The organism is Mesorhizobium sp. B2-7-1 (assembly GCF_006440735.1).
In the GTDB taxonomy this organism is placed as follows: domain Bacteria; phylum Pseudomonadota; class Alphaproteobacteria; order Rhizobiales; family Rhizobiaceae; genus Mesorhizobium.
This window is the reverse complement of record NZ_VFUA01000040.1, coordinates 1-16,974: the sequence shown is the minus strand read 5'-3', so window position 1 is coordinate 16,974 and position 16,974 is coordinate 1. Positions and strand designations below refer to the sequence as shown.

18 protein-coding genes are annotated in these 16,974 nt (G+C 63.6%); 2 read left to right on the top strand and 16 right to left on the bottom strand.

What is annotated here, in order from left to right; all coding sequences use genetic code 11:
- Window positions 1-19: 19 nt before the first annotated feature.
- The 10 genes from gph to FJ471_RS16590 are packed head-to-tail and all read right to left on the bottom strand — an operon-like array spanning window position 20 to window position 9,904.
- The gene (gph, locus tag FJ471_RS16635) at window positions 20-721 is read right to left on the bottom strand and encodes a phosphoglycolate phosphatase (RefSeq protein WP_140804849.1); all 702 of its coding nucleotides are present in this window, start codon (window positions 719-721) and stop codon (window positions 20-22) included.
- Window positions 718-1,275, bottom strand: a complete 558-nt coding sequence (locus FJ471_RS16630; protein WP_140804846.1) for a thioredoxin family protein — start codon at window positions 1,273-1,275, stop codon at window positions 718-720. The genes gph and FJ471_RS16630 overlap by 4 nt, the downstream gene beginning before the upstream one ends.
- Before the next feature lie 20 nt (window positions 1,276-1,295).
- Entirely contained in the window at window positions 1,296-1,982 is a 687-nt protein-coding gene (rpe, locus tag FJ471_RS16625) for a ribulose-phosphate 3-epimerase (protein ID WP_140804845.1), read from the bottom strand.
- Window positions 1,979-2,917 (bottom strand): CbbX protein, encoded by a 939-nt coding sequence (cbbX, locus tag FJ471_RS16620; protein WP_140804843.1) that lies wholly within the window; start codon window positions 2,915-2,917, stop codon window positions 1,979-1,981. The genes rpe and cbbX overlap by 4 nt, the downstream gene beginning before the upstream one ends.
- Window positions 2,918-2,940: 23 nt before the next feature.
- Complete coding sequence (locus tag FJ471_RS16615) at window positions 2,941-3,360, bottom strand: ribulose bisphosphate carboxylase small subunit (protein ID WP_140804841.1); 420 nt, start codon at window positions 3,358-3,360, stop codon at window positions 2,941-2,943.
- An 11-nt stretch (window positions 3,361-3,371) separates the two neighbouring features.
- Window positions 3,372-4,832, bottom strand: a complete 1,461-nt coding sequence (locus FJ471_RS16610; RefSeq protein ID WP_140804839.1) for a form I ribulose bisphosphate carboxylase large subunit — start codon at window positions 4,830-4,832, stop codon at window positions 3,372-3,374.
- A 35-nt stretch (window positions 4,833-4,867) separates the two neighbouring features.
- Entirely contained in the window at window positions 4,868-5,947 is a 1,080-nt protein-coding gene (gene fba / locus FJ471_RS16605; RefSeq protein WP_140804837.1) for a class II fructose-bisphosphate aldolase, read from the bottom strand.
- Window positions 5,948-5,958: 11 nt separating this feature from the next.
- A complete protein-coding gene (gene tkt / locus FJ471_RS16600) occupies window positions 5,959-7,962 on the bottom strand; it encodes a transketolase (protein ID WP_140804835.1) in 2,004 nt (667 codons plus the stop codon).
- 10 nt (window positions 7,963-7,972) lie between these two features.
- Complete coding sequence (locus FJ471_RS16595; RefSeq protein WP_140804833.1) at window positions 7,973-8,845, bottom strand: phosphoribulokinase; 873 nt, start codon at window positions 8,843-8,845, stop codon at window positions 7,973-7,975.
- Window positions 8,846-8,854: 9 nt separating this feature from the next.
- Window positions 8,855-9,904, bottom strand: a complete 1,050-nt coding sequence (locus FJ471_RS16590; RefSeq protein WP_140804831.1) for a class 1 fructose-bisphosphatase — start codon at window positions 9,902-9,904, stop codon at window positions 8,855-8,857.
- Between the two features lie 119 nt (window positions 9,905-10,023).
- Here FJ471_RS16590 and FJ471_RS16585 point away from each other — a divergent pair, with 119 nt between their 5' ends.
- Window positions 10,024-11,010, top strand: coding sequence for a LysR family transcriptional regulator (locus FJ471_RS16585; RefSeq protein ID WP_140804827.1), 987 nt, complete (start codon window positions 10,024-10,026; stop codon window positions 11,008-11,010).
- Between the two features lie 202 nt (window positions 11,011-11,212).
- Window positions 11,213-11,413 (top strand): hypothetical protein, encoded by a 201-nt coding sequence (locus tag FJ471_RS16580; protein WP_140804825.1) that lies wholly within the window; start codon window positions 11,213-11,215, stop codon window positions 11,411-11,413.
- 9 nt (window positions 11,414-11,422) lie between these two features.
- Here the strand turns inward: FJ471_RS16580 and FJ471_RS16575 are convergent, their stop codons facing one another.
- The 6 genes from FJ471_RS16575 to FJ471_RS16550 form a co-directional block, all read right to left on the bottom strand.
- Window positions 11,423-12,052, bottom strand: coding sequence for a hypothetical protein (locus FJ471_RS16575; RefSeq protein WP_140804823.1), 630 nt, complete (start codon window positions 12,050-12,052; stop codon window positions 11,423-11,425).
- Window positions 12,052-12,912: an ABC transporter permease gene (locus FJ471_RS16570; RefSeq protein ID WP_181179470.1), complete on the bottom strand. Its 861-nt coding sequence runs from the start codon at window positions 12,910-12,912 to the stop codon at window positions 12,052-12,054. Before FJ471_RS16570 ends, FJ471_RS16575 begins: the two co-directional genes overlap by 1 nt.
- A gap of 11 nt (window positions 12,913-12,923) precedes the next feature.
- Window positions 12,924-13,676, bottom strand: a complete 753-nt coding sequence (locus tag FJ471_RS16565) for an ATP-binding cassette domain-containing protein (RefSeq protein ID WP_246684743.1) — start codon at window positions 13,674-13,676, stop codon at window positions 12,924-12,926.
- Between the two features lie 82 nt (window positions 13,677-13,758).
- Complete coding sequence (locus tag FJ471_RS16560) at window positions 13,759-14,202, bottom strand: hypothetical protein (RefSeq protein WP_140804819.1); 444 nt, start codon at window positions 14,200-14,202, stop codon at window positions 13,759-13,761.
- A 32-nt stretch (window positions 14,203-14,234) separates the two neighbouring features.
- Entirely contained in the window at window positions 14,235-15,161 is a 927-nt protein-coding gene (locus FJ471_RS16555) for a YVTN family beta-propeller repeat protein (RefSeq protein ID WP_181179461.1), read from the bottom strand.
- 67 nt (window positions 15,162-15,228) lie between these two features.
- On the bottom strand, window positions 15,229-16,479 hold the full coding sequence (locus FJ471_RS16550) for an ABC transporter substrate-binding protein (RefSeq protein WP_140804905.1): 1,251 nt from the start codon (window positions 16,477-16,479) through the stop codon (window positions 15,229-15,231).
- Between the last annotated feature and the right edge of the window lie 495 nt (window positions 16,480-16,974).

Here is a 16,974-nt window from a genome sequence, read left to right as displayed (position 1 = left end):
TTGGTCGACGCGACGCGCTTCAGGCGGCGTCGCGCGGCCTCCGCATGGCGGAAGGCAGATCGAGCAGGCTGTCGCACACGAGGTCCGCGCCCAGTTCTTCGACGGGGACATGGGTGTAGCCGCCGCGCAGCAGAACGACCGGCGTGCCGGCCGCTCGCGCGGCGCCGACATCGCTGACGCTGTCTCCAACCATCAGCGCCTCGTACGGTTCGACCCCAAGCTGGTCGAGCGCCAGAAGCAGGGCGTCGGGCGCCGGTTTCAGGTTCGTCACGGCGTCTCCGCCGACGATCGCGCCGAGATATTCCGTCAGGTGGAAGTGCAGCAGGATTTCGCGGGTCGCCAATTGCGGCTTGTTGGTGACGACGCCCATGGCCGTGCCGGTCAGGTGGAAGTGCGTCAGCGCCTCCCTGACGCCAGGCATCAGCCTCGTCCGGCCGGTCAGATGCCTGCGGTAGATCGGCGCCATGTCGCGGTTGGCTTCCTCGAGGGCGCTGCCGGAAAGCGGCGACCCCGACGCTGCGAAAGCCCGCTCGACCAATTTCATCACGCCGCCGCCGATCATCGCCTTGACCTGATCCACGCTGAGCGGCGGCAGATCGCGGCCGGCCAGCAGCTCGTTCACGGCCGCTGCGATGTCGGGCGCCGAATCGATCAGCGTGCCGTCGAGATCGAACAGGATCGCCCTCGGCGACCGAAACCGTTTGCTTGCGCCGACGTTCATACGGCCTCCTTCCATTTGATCGAGCAGCCGATCGAAGCGATCTGATGGAGCGGTCCGTTGCCGGTTCGGGCAACCTGCTTCATCGCCTCGAACAGATCGCGTCTTAGCCCAGGCGGTCCGGCGTCCCGTCGCGATGCATCCAGCCGCCCGCGATATTGCAGCGTCAGTTCTCCGTTGAAGCCGAAGAAATCCGGGGTGCACACGGCGCCATAGGCGCGCGCCATCTGCTGCGCCTCGTCATGGAGGTACAGGAAGGTGAAGGCGTTCGCTCTGGCGAAGAGCTTCATGTTGTCGAAGCCGTCGTCCGGATAGGCGTCGACATCGTTGGCGTTGATCGCGACAAAGCCGATCCCCTCGGCCTTGAGGTCGTCGGCATCGCGCACGATGCGGGAAATCACCGCCTTCACATAGGGGCAGTGATTGCAGATGAAGGCGACGACCAGCCCGTTGCGACCGGCCTGGCCGAAGATCGAATGCGATTTGCCGTCGATGCCGGGCAAGACGGCATCGACGCCTTGCCAGCCGAAATCGCAGACGGGTGGGATTGCCGCCATGTCGTGCTCCGATCAGGCCGTCACGCGGCCCGCCGGACCGCTCCGTCGGCCGCCTGTCTGATCGCGCCGATATTGGCGCGATAAGCAGCCTCGGCGCCACCCTTGAAAACGGCGGATCCCGCGACGAGCACATTGGCGCCGGCCGCGGTGACAAGGGGAGCGGTCTCGGGCGTGACGCCGCCGTCGATCTCGATGTCGATCGGACGCTGGCCGACGAGCGCCTTGACACGCCTGACCTTGTCGATGACCGCCGAAATGAAGGCCTGGCCGCCGAAACCCGGATTGACCGTCATCAAAAGCACCAGGTCGAGCCGGTCGAGAACATATTCGATGACGCTTTCCGGCGTCGACGGATTGAGCGACACGCCGGCCTTCTTGCCGAGGTTCCTGATCGCCTGCAGCGAACGGTCCAGATGCGGTCCGGCCTCGGCATGCACCGTGATGATGTCGCAACCGGCGTCGGCGAAGGCGGCGAGATAGGGATCGGCCGGCGCGATCATCAGATGACAGTCGAAGATCTTGTCCGTTCGGTTGCGGATCGCCTTGATCACCGGCGGGCCGAAGGTGATGTTGGGCACGAAGTGTCCGTCCATCACGTCGAGATGGATCCAGTCGGCGCCCGCGCGCGCGACCGCTTCGACCTCGTCGCCGAGCCGTGAGAAATCCGACGACAGAACGGAAGGGGAGATGATGGTCTTTGCGGTCATTTGCCTTCTCCTTTCCCAGGGGGCAGCGCGAAGACCCGGCTGGCGGTGATGTCCTCGCCGGAGATCGTCGACAGCGCCTTTGCGTCGAGCGGTCCCTTGGCGCTCTCGAACAGGCGGTTGGCCTGCCGCAGCCGTGTCCGGTCGAGCGCGTTGCGGATCGAGCGGGCGTTGGCGAAATGCGGCTGCGCGCGGCGGCGCGCGATGTAGTCGGCCATTGCGGCGGTTGCCTTGGCGTCGAACAGGTAGTTTTGCTTTTCGAGCATTTGTTCCGCGATCCTGAGAAGCTCGTCGTCGGAATAATCGGGAAAGTTGATGTGGTGGGCGACGCGCGAACGGAATCCCGGATTGCTTTCGAAGAAGCGATCCATGCGCTGCGCGTAGCCGGCCAGGATCACCACGAGATCGTCGCGCTGGTTCTCCATCACCTGCAGCAGGATCTCGATCGCCTCCTGGCCGTAATCGCGCTCGTTCTCGGGGCGATAGAGATAATAGGCCTCGTCGATGAACAGCACGCCGCCCATCGCCTTCTTCAGTATCTCCTTGGTCTTGGGCGCGGTGTGGCCGATATACTGGCCGACCAGGTCGTCGCGGGTGACCGAAACCAGATGGCCCTTGCGGATATAGCCCAGGCGATGCAGCAGGTCGGCCATGCGCAGCGCGACGGTCGTCTTGCCGGTGCCCGGATTGCCGGTGAAGCTCATATGCAGCGTCGGCGTCTCGTGCGCGAGGCCCATGCGGCGGCGGGCCCGCTCGACCAGCAGGAGCGCCGCCGTCTCGCGGATGCGCCGCTTGACGGGGGCGAGTCCGATCAGATCGCGGTCGAGTTCGGCCAGGACGTCCTTGACGCCGGACGTCTCGAATTCCTCGCGCAGATCGATCGCCGCCGGGGCGGCGGCTTGTGGCAGTTCCGTTTCGGCAAAGGCTGGCGCCGGCATGGCATTTCCTCCTATCGCGATGATCAGCCGTACCTCGCGCCGGCCGGCCTGTCGGCGGCGTAGGGCCTTGTGGTGTAGCGGATCATGCGGCCCGCTGCCTCCTGCCGGTCGAGCCGATAGCCGGGTTCCTCGTCCGGGCGGTTCACGATGAAGGAGAGCTTCACCGATTCCCAGCCGGGCGAGGAATCGAAGGCGACGACACGGATATAGCGATCGCCATAGAGCTTGCGGCATGCGTTCAGCTCCATCATCAGCGCCGCCGCGTCGGGATTGTCGAACATCGGGTGGCCCCACATGTCCCAATAAGTGTTGCGCGGGTGCGGGTCGTCGGTGAACTCCAGGCTGACGGCCCATTTGTTGTCGATGCAATATTGCACCTGCGCGCGGATCTGGTCGTCGGTCAGGTCGGGCAGGAAGGAAAAGGCCCCTTGGGTAATGCGCATTGTCCGTCTCCTTATTCGGCCGCCGTTGCCACCGGGACGAAGTCCGGCGTGTCGGTCGAGGCGTAGTTGAATGTCACGTCCTTCCAGACGTCGAGCGCCTGTCGCAGCGGCAGGCATGAGCGGGCGGCACGCTCGAGGATCTCAGGCCCCTCCCGCAGGTAGTCGCGGCCCTCGTTGCGGGCGAGGATCATCGCTTCGAGAGCCACCCTGTTGGCGGTAGCGCCGGCCGTGATCCCCATCGGATGGCCGATGGTGCCGCCGCCGAACTGCAGCACGACATCCTCGCCGAGCAGGTCGATGAGCTGATGCATCTGGCCGGCATGGATGCCGCCCGACGCCACCGGCATGAGCTTGTTGAGCGAGGCCCAGTGCTGGTCGAAGAAGATGCCGTTCTCCAGCCGCATCGGGTTATAATCCTCGCGGCAGATGTCGTAATAACCCTTGGTCGTCGCCGGGTCGCCTTCCAGCTTGCCGACCACGGTGCCGGCATGGATGTGGTCGACGCCGGCAAGCCGCATCCATTTGGCGATGACGCGGAACGACACGCCATGGCTCTTCTGCCGCGTGTAGGTCGAGTGTCCGGCGCGATGCAGGTGCAGGATCATGTCGTTCCTGCGCGCCCACTTGGCCATCGACTGGATCGCCGTGTAGCCGATCACGAGGTCGATCATGACGATGTTGGAGCCGAGTTCCCTGGCGAAGTCGGCCCGCTCGTACATGTCCTCCATGGTGCCCGCGGTAACGTTGAGATAGGTCCCCTTGATCTCGCCCGTCTCGGCCTGCGCCTTGTTGACGGCCTCCATGCAGTAGAGGAAACGCTCGCGCCAATGCATGAAGGGCTGCGAGTTGATGTTCTCGTCGTCCTTGGTGAAATCGAGCCCGCCTTTCAGTGCCTCGTAGACGACACGGCCGTAGTTGCGGCCCGAAAGGCCGAGTTTCGGCTTGACGGTTGCGCCGAGCAGCGGGCGGCCGAACTTGTCGAGGCGCTCGCGCTCGACGACGATGCCGGTCGCCGGACCCTGGAAGGTCTTCACATAGGCGACGGGAAAGCGCATGTCCTCCAGCCGCAATGCCTTCAACGGCTTGAAGCCGAAGACGTTGCCGATGATCGATGCCGAAAGATTGGCGATCGAGCCCGGCTCGAACAAGTCGAGGTCGTAGGCGATATAGGCGAAGTACTGTCCGGGCGCATTCGGCACGGGGTCGACCCGATAAGCCTTGGCGCGGTATTTTTCGCTCGCCGTCAGCCGGTCCGTCCAGACCACGGTCCAGGTCGCGGTCGAGGATTCGCCGGCGACTGCCGCGGCGGCCTCGATCGGGTCGACCCCGTCCTGCGGGGTGATCCTGAACACCGAGATTATGTCGGTGTCCTTCGGCTCGTAGTCGGGCTCCCAATAGCCCATCTTCTTGTATTCCATCACACCGGATCTGTAGCGGTCCTTGCCGGTGACGGTCTCGGATTTGTTGGGCATGAGGTTGGTCCTTTCCTTCTCTGGCGGACCGCCGCTCAGGCGGCTTTCGCGGTTGCGATCTGCGGGTCGAGTTTTCCCGCGGCGTAGCGTTTCGCCATCTCGTCCATGGCGATGACCTTGATCTTCGAGGCGTTGCCCGCGGTGCCGAAGCGTTCGAAGCGATCGCGGCAGAGGTCGCGCAGGGCGTCCATGGCGGGCTTCAGGAATTTTCGCGGATCGAATTCGCGCGGATCCTGTGTCGCGACGCGGCGGAATTGCCCGGCCATGGCCATGCGGCAATCGGTGTCGATGTTGACCTTGCGCACGCCGTGACGGATGCCGCGTTCGATCTCCTCGACCGGCACGCCGAAGGTCTGGGGCATCTCGCCGCCATATTTGTTGATGATGTCCTGCAGGTCCTGCGGCACGGAGGAGGAGCCGTGCATGACCAGATGCGTGTTCGGCAGCTTCTCGTGAATCGCCTCGATCACCTGCATGGCCAGGATGTCGCCATCGGGCTTGCGGGTGAACTTGTAGGCGCCGTGGGAGGTGCCGCAGGCGATCGCCAGCGCGTCGACCCTGGTGGCCGTCACGAAGTCGACCGCCTGATCGGGGTCGGTCAACAGCTGTTCATGGGAGAGGGCGCCTTCTGCGCCGTGACCGTCCTCCCCTTCGCCCTGGCCGGTTTCCAGCGAGCCGAGCACGCCGAGCTCGCCCTCGACGGAAGCGCCGACCCAATGCGCCATGCGCGCGACGCGCTCGGTGATGGCGACGTTGTAGTCGTAGCTCGCCGGGGTCTTGGCGTCCGCCAGCAACGATCCGTCCATCATCACCGAGGTGAAGCCGTGGCGGATCGCCGAAAGGCAGGTGGCTTCGTTGTTGCCGTGATCCTGGTGGATGCACAATGGAATGCTTGGATGGATCTCGGTCAACGCCTCGATCATTCTGGCCAGCATGACGTCGTTGGCATAGGAGCGGGCGCCGCGCGAGCCCTGGATGATCACCGGCGCATCGCAGGCCCTGGCCGCCTCCATGATGGCGAGGCCCTGTTCCATGTTGTTGATGTTGAATGCCGGCACACCGTAGCCGTGCTCGGCGGCATGGTCGAGAAGCTGGCGAAGGGTGATGCGGGCCATTGTCGGTCCTCCTAGATGATGAGCTTCAGTGCCGCCGCGACGACGGCTTCGGGTGTGATGCCGAAATACCGGTACAGGTCCGGTGCGGGCGCGCCGGCGCCGAAGCCGGTCATGCCGACAAAAGCGCCGGTGTCGCCGATCCAGCGGTCCCAGCCGAGACGGGCGGCTGCCTCGACGGCAATGCGCGGCGCGGAACCGAGGACGGACTTGCGGTAGTCGGCTTCCTGTTCCTCGAACAATTCCCAGCACGGCATCGAGATGACTGCCGCGGCAAGGCCGTGCTGGGTTTCCAGCCGCTCCGCGGCAGTGACGGCGATCTCGACTTCCGAGCCGGTGGCGATCAGCGTCACGGCGCGGTGTCCGGATGGCTCGCGCAACACGTAAGCGCCGCGGCCGGACCGGTTCTCGTGGCTGTACGCCTGGCGCAGCATCGGCAGGTTCTGGCGCGAGAGCACGAGCACGCTCGGCCGCCTCCCGCTCTTCAGCGCCAGCTCCCAGCACTCGGCCGTTTCGATGATGTCGGCCGGACGGAAGACGTTGAGGTTCGGTGTCGCCCGCAGCATCGCCAGGTGCTCGATCGGCTGATGGGTCGGGCCGTCCTCGCCGAGGCCGATGGAATCATGCGTCATCACATAGACGACGCGCTGGTTCATGAGCGCCGAGAGCCGCATCGCGCCGCGAGCATAGTCGGCGAAGCACAGGAAGGTGCCGCCGTAAGGGACGAACCCGCCATGCAGCGCGATGCCGTTCATGGCCGCGGCCATGCCGTGCTCGCGGATGCCGTAATGAATATAGCGGCCCGCGTAATCGCCAGGCGCTATGCGATCCATGCCTTTGGTGATCGTCAGGTTCGAGTGCGTGAGATCGGCGGAGCCGCCGACCGTCAGCTCGGTTGCGTCGTTGATCGCGGCGAGCGCCATTTCGGAGGCCTTGCGCGTTGCGACCTTGGAAGCCTTCTCGACATGCTCCTCGCGAAAGGCGTCCAGTGCTTCGAAGACCGCACCGGGCAGCTTGCCGGAAAGCGCGCGCTCGAAGTCCTGACGCCGTGGCGAGGCGGCAAGCCGCCGTTCCCAGGCGCGGCGCGCCGCTTGCCCGCGCTCGGCGACCTCGCGCCATGTGGACAGGATATCGTCCGGCACCTCGAACGGCGCGTGGGCCCAACCGATGTTTTCGCGCGTCGCGGCGATCTCCGCATCGCCCAGCGGCGCGCCGTGCGTCTTTTCCGAACCGCCGAGATTGGGTGCGCCCTTGCCGATCACCGTGCGGCAGGCGATCAGCGACGGCCGATCCGACCGCCGCGCGGCCTCGATCGCCGCGGCGACGGCTTCCATGTCGTGGCCGTCCACGGACTGCACATGCCACCCGGCGGCTTTGAACCGGGCCGGCTGGTCCATCGATGTCGACAGCGAGGTGGATCCGTCGATGGAGATCGCGTTGTCGTCCCAAAGCACGATCAAGCGGGAGAGCCTCAGGTGACCGGCGAGGTCGATCGCCTCGTGGCTAATGCCTTCCTGCAGGCAGCCGTCGCCGGCGATGACGTAGGTGTCGTGGTCGACGAGATCGGCGCCGTAGCGGGCGGCAAGCATGCGTTCCGCCAGCGCCATGCCGACAGCGGTCGAGATGCCTTGTCCGAGCGGACCGGTGGTCGTCTCGATGCCGAGCGCGTGGCCATGCTCCGGATGTCCGGCGGTACGGCTGCCCAGCTGACGGAACCGCTGCAACTCCTCGATCGGCATGTCCTGGTAGCCGAGCAGGTAATGCAGCGCATATTGCAGCATCGAGCCGTGCCCGGCCGAAAGCACGAAGCGGTCGCGGTCGGGCCAGTCCGGCGCCGCTGGGTCGATGGCGATGAAGCGGCTGAACAATACCGTCGCGACATCGGCCATGCCCATCGGCATGCCCGGGTGTCCGGAGCTTGCCTTCTGCACGCTGTCCATGGCCAGCGCGCGGATGGCGTTCGCCATATCGCGCTCGGACACGGCTGCGGCGGACTTCAATGCTGCCAGGCTGGTCATGGCATCCTCCTCACGACACACGTTTCTTGCGTTCGATCAATTGCAGGATGAGCGGCGTCAGGATCAACTGCATGGCAAGGTCGAGCTTGTTGCCTGGCACCACTATGGAATTTGGCCGCGACATGAAGGAGTCGTGGATCATTGAAAGCAGGTAGGGGAAGTCGATGCCACGAGGATTGGCGAAGCGGATGACCAGCATCGATTCGTCGGGGGTCGGGATCCAGCGCGCGATGAACGGGTTGGACGTGTCGACGATCGGCACGCGCTGGAAATTGATCGCGGTCTGCGAGAATTGCGGGACGATGTAGCGGACATAGTCCGGCATGCGGCGCAGGATCACGTCCATCACCGCCTCGGTGGAATAGCCGCGCGTAGCGCGGTCGCGATGGATCTTCTGGATCCACTCGAGATTTATGACCGGCACGACGCCGATCTTGAGGTCCGCGTGCCTGGCCAGGTTGATCTTGTCGGTGACGACGCAGCCATGCAGGCCTTCGTAGAAGAGCAGGTCGCTTGGCGCGAATTCGCGCCATTCGGTGAAATGACCGGGCGGCGTGTCGTACTGCTTCTCCTCGTCCTCGTCATGGACGTAGGTGCGGGTCCTTCCGCTCCCGCGGCGGCCATATTCCTCGAAAACCCCCTCGAGGATCTCCAGCTCGTTGGCCTCGGCATGGAAATGGGTGAAGTTCGGGTTGCCTGCCTTTTCCTGCGCGGCGACCTCCGCCTTCATCGCGGCGCGATCGTAGCGATGAAAGGCGTCGCCTTCGATGAAGGCAGCCTCGATGTTCTCGCGCCGGAAGATCATCTCGAAGATGCGCTTGACCGAGGTCGTGCCCGCGCCCGACGATCCGGTGATGGTGATGATGGGGTGCTTCGCCGACATGGTTTCCGCTCAGGCCCTGAAGAGTCCGCGGCGGCTGAACAGCGGCGCACGCTCGCCGATGGCGCTGGGTTCGGTGTGGTAGCGGGCGATGCGCGCGACTTCCCGCGAGGATCCGAAGACCACGGGCACGCGCTGATGCAGGCTCTCGGGTTCGATTTCCAGGATGCGGGTGATCGCGTCGGTCGCGGCACCGGCCGCCTGTTCGATCAGATAGGCAATCGGGTTGGCCTCATAGACCAGCCGAAGCCGGCCCTGGCCGTAACCTCGGCGTTGGTCGCCGGGATACAGAAACACGCCGCCGCGCATTAATATGCGATAGCATTCGGCAACCAACGAGGCGATCCAGCGCATGTTGAAATCCTTCTCCCTTGGACCTTCGGTGCCTTCCAGGCAGTCGTCGACATAGAGGCGCACGGCCTCGTCCCAGTGGCGGTAGTTGGCGGCGTTGATGGCGAACTCCTGGGTCCGCTCGGGGATGATCCGGCTTTCGTAGGCCTGGACGAAGGTGCCCAGCCGGGTCGAATGCACGAAGACGTGCGTGCCGCTGCCGAGCGACAGAACGAGCGCCAACTGCGGCCCGTAGATGAAGAAGCCGGCGCCAAGCATGCTCACGCCTGCCTGTAAAAAGGAGGCGGCCGGATCGACATCCGGCGCGCCAGTTGCAGGGAGGAGCGAGAAAATCGTTCCGACCGACACGTTGGTGTCGATGTTGGAAGAGCCGTCCAACGGGTCGATGGCGACGGCGAGGGGGGCTTGCCTGTCGAGCAGTACCGGCTGCTCCAGCTCCTCGGAGGCATAGAGCGCGACCGGGGCGCGACGCATGGCGTCGAGGAAGATGTCGTCGGCGAAGACGTCGAGATCCTTCTGGACATCGCCATCGGCATTGGCGCCGTGGGTCCCGGCAAAAGCGACGCCGAGCGCCCCCTGGTTGATGGCATTGCGGACCTTGGTGGCGGCTTGCGTGAACTGCCGGATGGTCGCAACGACCGCGGATCGGCGTTCGTCCGGCTGGTCGCCGAGATAGGAGTTCAGAAAAGCGTCGAGCGTTGCCGCTGGCATCGTAACCTCCCGGTCCGGCCATATCCCTCGAGGCCGGATGGAGAGATGAAACCAAACGATCCACGCTAAGTAAAATTCAATAACTTTACCTCGGCACTAAAATTAATTTAGTATAGCCCATGAGAAACCTCACGCTCAAGCAATTGAAGACCGTCCAGGCCATCGTCAGTCACGGAAAAATCGTGAGCGCGGCCAAGGTGTTAGGCCTTTCTCCTCCAGCGGTTACGATCCAGTTGCGACAGGTGGAGGACGAGTTCCAACTGGCCTTGTTCGACCGGACGTCGGACGGCATGCGTCCCACCGCCGCAGGGCTGGCCTTCGTCGAGGCAGCGCAGGCCATCGACGAGCGGCTGCGCATGCTCGAAGACGAGATGGACGCCATCAAAGGCGTGCGCACCGGCAGCCTGAGGCTCGGCGTCGTTTCCACCGCCAAATATTTCGCGCCGCGGCTGATGGCCGGCTTCATGAAGGAGCATCCCGATATCGACATGCGGCTTGCCATCGGCAATCGCGCCGAAACGATCGACAGATTGAAGAACCACGATATCGACATCGCGCTGATGGGCCGTCCGCCCAAGGAAGTTTCGGTGCGTGCTTCCGTCTTCGGCGACCATCCGCTGGTCATCATCGCGCCGCCCGAGCACAAGCTGGTTTCGGCACGCGACATTTCCAAGGAAAGGATCGCCGAGGAGCATTTCCTTATCCGCGAGCCAGGCTCGGGCACGCGCATCTCGCTGGAGATATTCCTGAGCGACGTGCCCGGCCGGATCGACGATCTCGGCGTCGAGATGGGGTCGAACGAGACGATCAAGCAGGCGGTGATGGCAGGTCTCGGCATCGCCTTCATCTCCGCCCACACCATCGCCGCAGAGACGGAAGCCGGCCGGCTCGTCATTCTCGACGTGGCCGGCATGCCGATCCGCCGGCAATGGTTTTCGGTGATGCGCACCGATCACGTGATCTCGCCGGCGATGGCGACCTTCAACGATTTCCTGATGCGCAAGGGCGCGACCTACCTGCCCCTGTTCGGCAAATTGTATCCGCACGCCGAAGTAGATGAAGCAGCGCCGGCACGGCAAGCGAGAACGCCTGCAAGGTCCAAGTGAAACGCCTGACATACCGGCCGTCGAGATCGTGCGAAAGGTTCGGAAAGGGCGTGAGCAATGGGTCACCGCCATGGTGATCGGCCAGCCCGCATGTTATATTGCTTATTGCTAATGGAATGGTAGGGCAGCAGGGCAGCCAAACCCTGCAGACAATCGCTATGCGTCCCGGCGTGGGGTTCGGGATTTCGAAGGGGAAGGGGCAATGCTTTATACAATCGTGATGATGGTCTGCATGACGGGCGTACCGCAGAATTGCGAGCAACGCGAGGAAATGGCGGACGGTCTGGCCATGAATCCCGGAGTGGCCTTCATGCAGGCACAGCCGCTGGTCGCGCATTGGCTGGACACACATCCTGGCTACTTCGTGCAGCGCTGGCGCGTGCTGCCCGGCCGGAGCAGTTGACCGGAGAGGTTATTTCTTCGCGGCAAGCGTGCCCGAGACGGTCTTGGCCAGCTGATAAAGCCGCTGCTCGATTATCGTCGGCACGTCGCAGACATAGGTCAGGGACTGGGCGCGCTCCGTGAAGATCCGCGTCGCGAAAGTCAGCTGGTCGGTCCGCCGCTCGACCTCGTCCTGATCCGCGTCGGGCTTCGCGCGCAACGCATCGACATCGGAGGCTTGCTTGCGCAAGTCGGCGGCCATTTCGAGCTGCCTGTGGGCATAACGGGAAATGCCGGAAATCACATGCGAACGCTCGGCGTCCATGTGGTCGAACATACCCTGCACGAGCATCGCCATTTTCGGTGCAAGCTGCTCGGCCGGCAGCGATGCCGCAAAATCCCTGATCTTCTTCTCTGCGTCGGCGATCGGCAGCCGCCGTGCCGCAACGTCCTCGACAAGGGCGGAAACCGAGGCGTCGTTTGACCAGTCCTTGGCCGAAGGCGGAAGGTCGGCTCCGTTCCAGACCTGGCCGAGCGACAATTGCGGCACCTTGCGCTGGACACACGGCCAGTCCGGATCGACGGTCGCCGCCTTGGCATTTGCGCCCGGCGCGAGCATGGCGACCACAACAAGGCCGCGAGCAAAGGCCAATCGCGTCATCAGGCATTTCCTCCCGTATCCTGCTTGCGGGTCATCAGGCCGCGTGAAGGGTCGTAGGCGATGATGGCTCCGGCCAGGAACAGCAGCGTGCATCCGGCGACGACGCCCAGCGACAGCCAATCGACCTGCCCGTAAAAGGCGAAGCGGATCAGTTCGACCGCGTAGGTGAACGGATTGACGACGCAGATCTTGTAGAGGAGAGGGCTGGCTTCCTGGATGCGCCACAACGGATACAGAGCCGGCGAGGCGAAATAGCCGGGGAATATGACGAAGTTCATGATGCCGGCGAAGTTCTCGAGCTGCTTGATCACCGAGGACAAAAGCATCCCGAGCGCGCAAAGCATCATGCCCGACAAAAACAACGCCGGCAGCACGAACAGGTAGCCGAGCGGCGGCGCCTTGACGCCCCAGAACCAGGCCACGATCAGGAACGCGTAGACCTGCGCGATCGAAACGGCGACGCCGGCGAGCATCTTCGACACCAACAGGAACCAGCGCGGAAACGGGCTGACGAGAAGGGTGCGCATATTGCCCATCTCGCGGTCGTAGACCATCGACAGCGATGACTGCATGCCCGAGAACAGAAGGATCATGCCGCACAGGCCGGGCGTGATGTAGACCTCGTAGAGGACGTAGGTCTTGTAGGGCGGGATGATCGAGACGCCGAGCACCTGGCGAAAGCCGGCGGCGAAGATGAACAGCCAGACGAGCGGCCTGACCAGCGAGGAGATGAAGCGCTCGCGTTGATGCAGGAAACGCAGGCACTCGCGCAGGACGACGCCCTTGAGGCAGATGAGATAGTGGCGCAGGCCGAACGCGCCGGACCTCACCGGCGTGACGGAGGCGACCTTCTGCGGCATTGCGGAGGCGCTCACGGCGAGATCTCCGCAATGCCGGCCGCCTCTGCGCGGTTGAGCTTCGAGAAAGCGTCGCGGATCGAATCAGCGCCGTTGGCCTGGATGAGATCGGACACCGTGCCGCTGGCGACAAGGTTGCCCTGTCGCAACACGACGGCATGGTCGCCGTCGTCGACTTCGTCGATCAGATGCGTGGCCCACAGAACGCCGATGCCTTCGGTTTCGACCAGCCTACGGATGGTGGCCAGGATGCCGGCGCGCGACTGGATGTCGAGGCCGACGGTCGCCTCGTCGAGCAGCAGCAGGGCGGGGCGATGCAGCAGCGCCCTGGCGATCTCGATCCGTCGCATCTGGCCGCCGGAGAGAGAGCGGGCCTTGTCATGCCCGCGACCCCGCATGTCGACCGTTTCGAGCAGGGCCGCGATGCGCTGCCGGGCCTCGCGTCCGCCGATGCCGTGCAGCGAGGCGTGGTAGGAGAGGTTCTGGTGCACGCTGAGGTCAAGGTCGAGGGTGCGTGCCTGGAACACGATGCCGACACATCTGAGCGCTTCGCCGGAAGCGCGGCGGATGTCGTTGCCGAAGATGCGGATCGATCCGTGGCGCGTGTCGTAAAGGTGGCTGATCAGCGAGAACAAGGTTGTCTTGCCGGCGCCGTTGAGGCCGAGCAGAACGGTGAAAGTCGCCGGCGCGATCGAGAAGGACACGTTGTTCAGCGCCCGCTTGGGACCGTAGGAATGGCTGACACCGGCGACGTCGAGCGCCGCCACCTCATTTCCCGGTCCGCCTGTCCGTACATGCTGCACGCCGATCACCTTGTCCTCATCTGTGCCCGGTCCTCATTTGCCGTTTTCATTTGATCGTGATCTTTCCCTTGAGGCCCTTGTCGGCAAGGTCGGAGACGGACCAGGTGTATTCGCCGGGCCGCACGGTGTGGAACTGAACCAATATGGTTCCCGCATCGTCGAATTCGAGCCAGGCTGGTGCGCCGGCCATATGCACTTCGAGATCGTTTATGACGATCTGGTCGATCCAGACGTTTCGCCAGAGATCGGTCATGAACTTGTATTCGAAGCCGCCGTGAGACGTGATCTTCCAGCGGTAGCCCTGGCCGGCGACCAGTTCGAAATCCGCCCGGTTGACGTCGTAGCTGGATTTGTCCGAGCCCAGGACCAGCTCGGGGAGGTTCTTGCTCGATCGCGTCACCTTCAGCGCATTGTCGTCGGCACTGGCCGCGAGCGGAGCAACCGCCAGTCCAACCAGAACGGCGAAGGCAATCGTGCGGTTGATCGTCATGGAACGAACCTCCTGGCTTGCTTGGAGCATCGCTAGTTGGGCGATATGGCCACGCCCCACGGCTGCTGGCCGACGGTGAGCGACTGGACCGGTTCATCGGTCGCCGTGTCGATGAAGGTGATGTCGTTCGAGTTGCCGTTCGTGGTGATCAGCGTCTTCTGGTCGGGGGTGAAGGCCAGATGCCAGACGCGCTGGCCGACAAGGATGTATTTCTCCACTTCGTAGGTCTCGGTGTTGATCACCGCGACATGGTTTGCCGGACCGAGCGCGACATAGGCCTTCTTGCCGTCGGCGGTTATGGCGATGCCCACGGGTTGGATGGTTTCAGCCCGCAATCCATTGATCGCGAACTGGATTTTCTTCACGACCTGGCGCTTGGCGTTGTCGATGACGCTTACCGTGCCGCCGACCTCGGCGCTGACCCAGACCTGCGAGCCATCGGGCTTGAATTCGGCGAAGCGCGGGCGCGTGTCGACCAGCACGTTATCGGTCACCTCATGACTTTGCGTGTCGATGAAATGCGCCATGCTGGTGGTCTCGGAGGTGTTGACCATGGTCTTGCCGTCTGGGCTGACGCCCATGCCTTCCGGCTCGACGCCGACCGGGATCTCCGAGAGCACCGCCTTGCTCGCGACGTCGACGACAGTCACCAGATTGTCGTCCTCGTTGGCGATATAAAGCGTCTTGCCGTCGGGCGAGAGCACGAACAGTTCAGGGTCGGGCCCAGAGGGCAGCGTGCCCACGATTTCAAGGCTGGACGTATCGATGATCTGGACCGTGTCGTCGTCGCTGGCGCACAGGTAGACGAACTTGCCGTCGGGCGAGATCGTGATGCCGCGCGGCCGCTGGCCGACATCGACGGTCTTGATCACCTTCATCACCGCCGTGTCGATGACGGTCATGGTGTTGTCCTTCTCGTTGGAGACATAGGCCGTATAGGCCGATGCCGGACCGGTCATCAGACCGGCCGCGAGAATGGCTAGTGCACAAGTTCGTCCTTGCACCGAAACTCCTCCCGATTGCTTTCTACTTAAGGGCGCATTTGGTCTCCGGTTGGTCGACGCCGAGCGTGTCGAGCTCGGAAACCTGATGGAGATAGCCCTCCTGCGGCGAAGTCGAGACGACCGACTTGGCGTCGCTGAGCAGGATCGGCTGGCGCAGCTGGAGGTTCCATTTGCGGAAGGTCAGCTTCTGGCCCTTGAAGGCGGCGACCGAGAAATCATCCGAACGGATGTAGTCGCTGATTTTTTTAGGATCGTCGCCATTGGTGCGCGTGGTGGCTTCGCCGACGGCCCGCACGGCCGTCCAGGCCGACATGTCCTTGGACAACATTCGCCGGCCCGTGGTCCTCAGGAAGCGGCTTTGCATCTGGATGCCGCCCCATTGCTCGCTCGCGGGGTGCCATGACGATGCGACAAGTCCGGCCGTGCCCGCGACCGGCCGCGGCGTCCATGTGCGGTAGGGCACATAGGTTCCGAATACCTCGCTCTCGTCGGCGACCAGCACCACGTCGTGCTCAGGCAGGTCCTGCGTGAACACGGAAATCTGCTGCTGGATCTGCGTGGCGCCCGTATCGGTTCGCCTGGCGGTGCCGGTGTCCTTGAACTCCTTCTCCGCCACGATCTGGCCACCGAAACGGGCAGCCGCGCGGCGCAACGCATCGGCGTAGAGGTGGTCCTGCTCATGCGAGCCGTAGAGCAGCACCCAGTTAGGCCATTTCTTGACCATGAGATACTGCGCCAGCGCGTCGGCCAGCATGCTGCGCGTCGGCGCGATGTGGAAGACGTTTATGCGGCAGTCCTCCTCGCGCAGACTGTCGTCGGTGGCGCCGATGTTGAAGATCAGCACGCCCTTGTCGCGCGCGATGTCGGCGATGGACAGCAGCTGCTTGGCCGGGAGGTCCGCAACCACATAGCGGTCGCCCTTGGCGATCAGGTCGTCGAATGCCTGAACCGCATCGGCGTCCGGTTTTATTTCGGTGATGTCGAGGCTGAATTTCTGGCCGAGGAATGCTCCTGTCGTATTGTTGTCGCCAATCGCCACCTTGGCGCCGGCAAGGCCCTCGTCCCTTGGCGGCAGGTCGAGCAGGGAAAGCGTCAGCTGCGGCGCGTATGCGCGCAAATAACCTATCTTGATTTCGGTGATCTTCTTTTCAGGCTTGGCCGTCGCGGCCGGTTGCTTGCTCGCCGCTTCCTGGGCCGCCGCACCGGAAAAATTGGCGGCCAGGAAAAGGAAGCACAAAAAGGTCGTGAGAGTGCTCGGCACCGCGCTCGTCATCGAAAACATTACCCACTCTCGTGCCGAGTCCAATCCTATCGGACCAGCGCCAAGCCAAGGTGCCCGCGAAGAAATTAGCGGAAGTGTTGGATTTATCAAACCTTGTAAGCTGACCTGTCACTTCTGCTTTAGTCCTATTCGCCGCCGGGAAGGCGGCCGGCGATCAAGCGGAGCACGGCATGCCGAAACTGCGCGGAAAGCTTCCAATTGATCTGCGAGATCGAACAACATGTCTACCGGACAGCCACTTTGAAGCGGCTGGAAGGGTGGGGGGACCTTGGTAGAATAGACTTATGAGGGAGACCGTTCGATTATCGCGACCTCACTACGGCTTGGAAACGGTATTTTTTGTTGCCCGGCGGACTTCACGTCCGCTGGAACATGAAGTTTTTTCGACTGCCTTGGGAGGAAGTGCCTCATGAAAACGCGTGCCGCCGTAGCCGTTGCCGCCGGAAAGCCGCTTGAGATCATGGAGGTGGACCTTGAAGGTCCGCG

Excerpts from the sequence above, each read along its gene's own strand:
- gph (WP_140804849.1), bottom strand. The coding sequence starts at position 721 with ATGAACGTCGGCGCAAGCAAACGGTTTCGGTCGCCGAGGGCGATCCTG.
- tkt (WP_140804835.1), bottom strand. The coding sequence starts at position 7,962 with ATGACCAGCCTGGCAGCATTGAAGTCCGCCGCAGCCGTGTCCGAGCGC.
- FJ471_RS16570 (WP_181179470.1), bottom strand. The coding sequence starts at position 12,912 with ATGCCGCAGAAGGTCGCCTCCGTCACGCCGGTGAGGTCCGGCGCGTTC.
- FJ471_RS16555 (WP_181179461.1), bottom strand. The coding sequence starts at position 15,161 with ATGACCGGTCCGGCATCGGCCTATACGGCCTATGTCTCCAACGAGAAG.
- FJ471_RS16595 (WP_140804833.1), bottom strand. The coding sequence starts at position 8,845 with ATGTCGGCGAAGCACCCCATCATCACCATCACCGGATCGTCGGGCGCG.
- fba (WP_140804837.1), bottom strand. The coding sequence starts at position 5,947 with ATGGCCCGCATCACCCTTCGCCAGCTTCTCGACCATGCCGCCGAGCAC.
- cbbX (WP_140804843.1), bottom strand. The coding sequence starts at position 2,917 with ATGCCGGCGCCAGCCTTTGCCGAAACGGAACTGCCACAAGCCGCCGCC.
- FJ471_RS16580 (WP_140804825.1), top strand. The coding sequence starts at position 11,213 with ATGCTTTATACAATCGTGATGATGGTCTGCATGACGGGCGTACCGCAG.
- rpe (WP_140804845.1), bottom strand. The coding sequence starts at position 1,982 with ATGACCGCAAAGACCATCATCTCCCCTTCCGTTCTGTCGTCGGATTTC.
- FJ471_RS16590 (WP_140804831.1), bottom strand. The coding sequence starts at position 9,904 with ATGCCAGCGGCAACGCTCGACGCTTTTCTGAACTCCTATCTCGGCGAC.
- FJ471_RS16560 (WP_140804819.1), bottom strand. The coding sequence starts at position 14,202 with ATGACGATCAACCGCACGATTGCCTTCGCCGTTCTGGTTGGACTGGCG.
- FJ471_RS16615 (WP_140804841.1), bottom strand. The coding sequence starts at position 3,360 with ATGCGCATTACCCAAGGGGCCTTTTCCTTCCTGCCCGACCTGACCGAC.
- FJ471_RS16630 (WP_140804846.1), bottom strand. The coding sequence starts at position 1,275 with ATGGCGGCAATCCCACCCGTCTGCGATTTCGGCTGGCAAGGCGTCGAT.
- FJ471_RS16585 (WP_140804827.1), top strand. The coding sequence starts at position 10,024 with ATGAGAAACCTCACGCTCAAGCAATTGAAGACCGTCCAGGCCATCGTC.
- FJ471_RS16610 (WP_140804839.1), bottom strand. The coding sequence starts at position 4,832 with ATGCCCAACAAATCCGAGACCGTCACCGGCAAGGACCGCTACAGATCC.
- FJ471_RS16575 (WP_140804823.1), bottom strand. The coding sequence starts at position 12,052 with ATGACGCGATTGGCCTTTGCTCGCGGCCTTGTTGTGGTCGCCATGCTC.
- FJ471_RS16550 (WP_140804905.1), bottom strand. The coding sequence starts at position 16,479 with ATGACGAGCGCGGTGCCGAGCACTCTCACGACCTTTTTGTGCTTCCTT.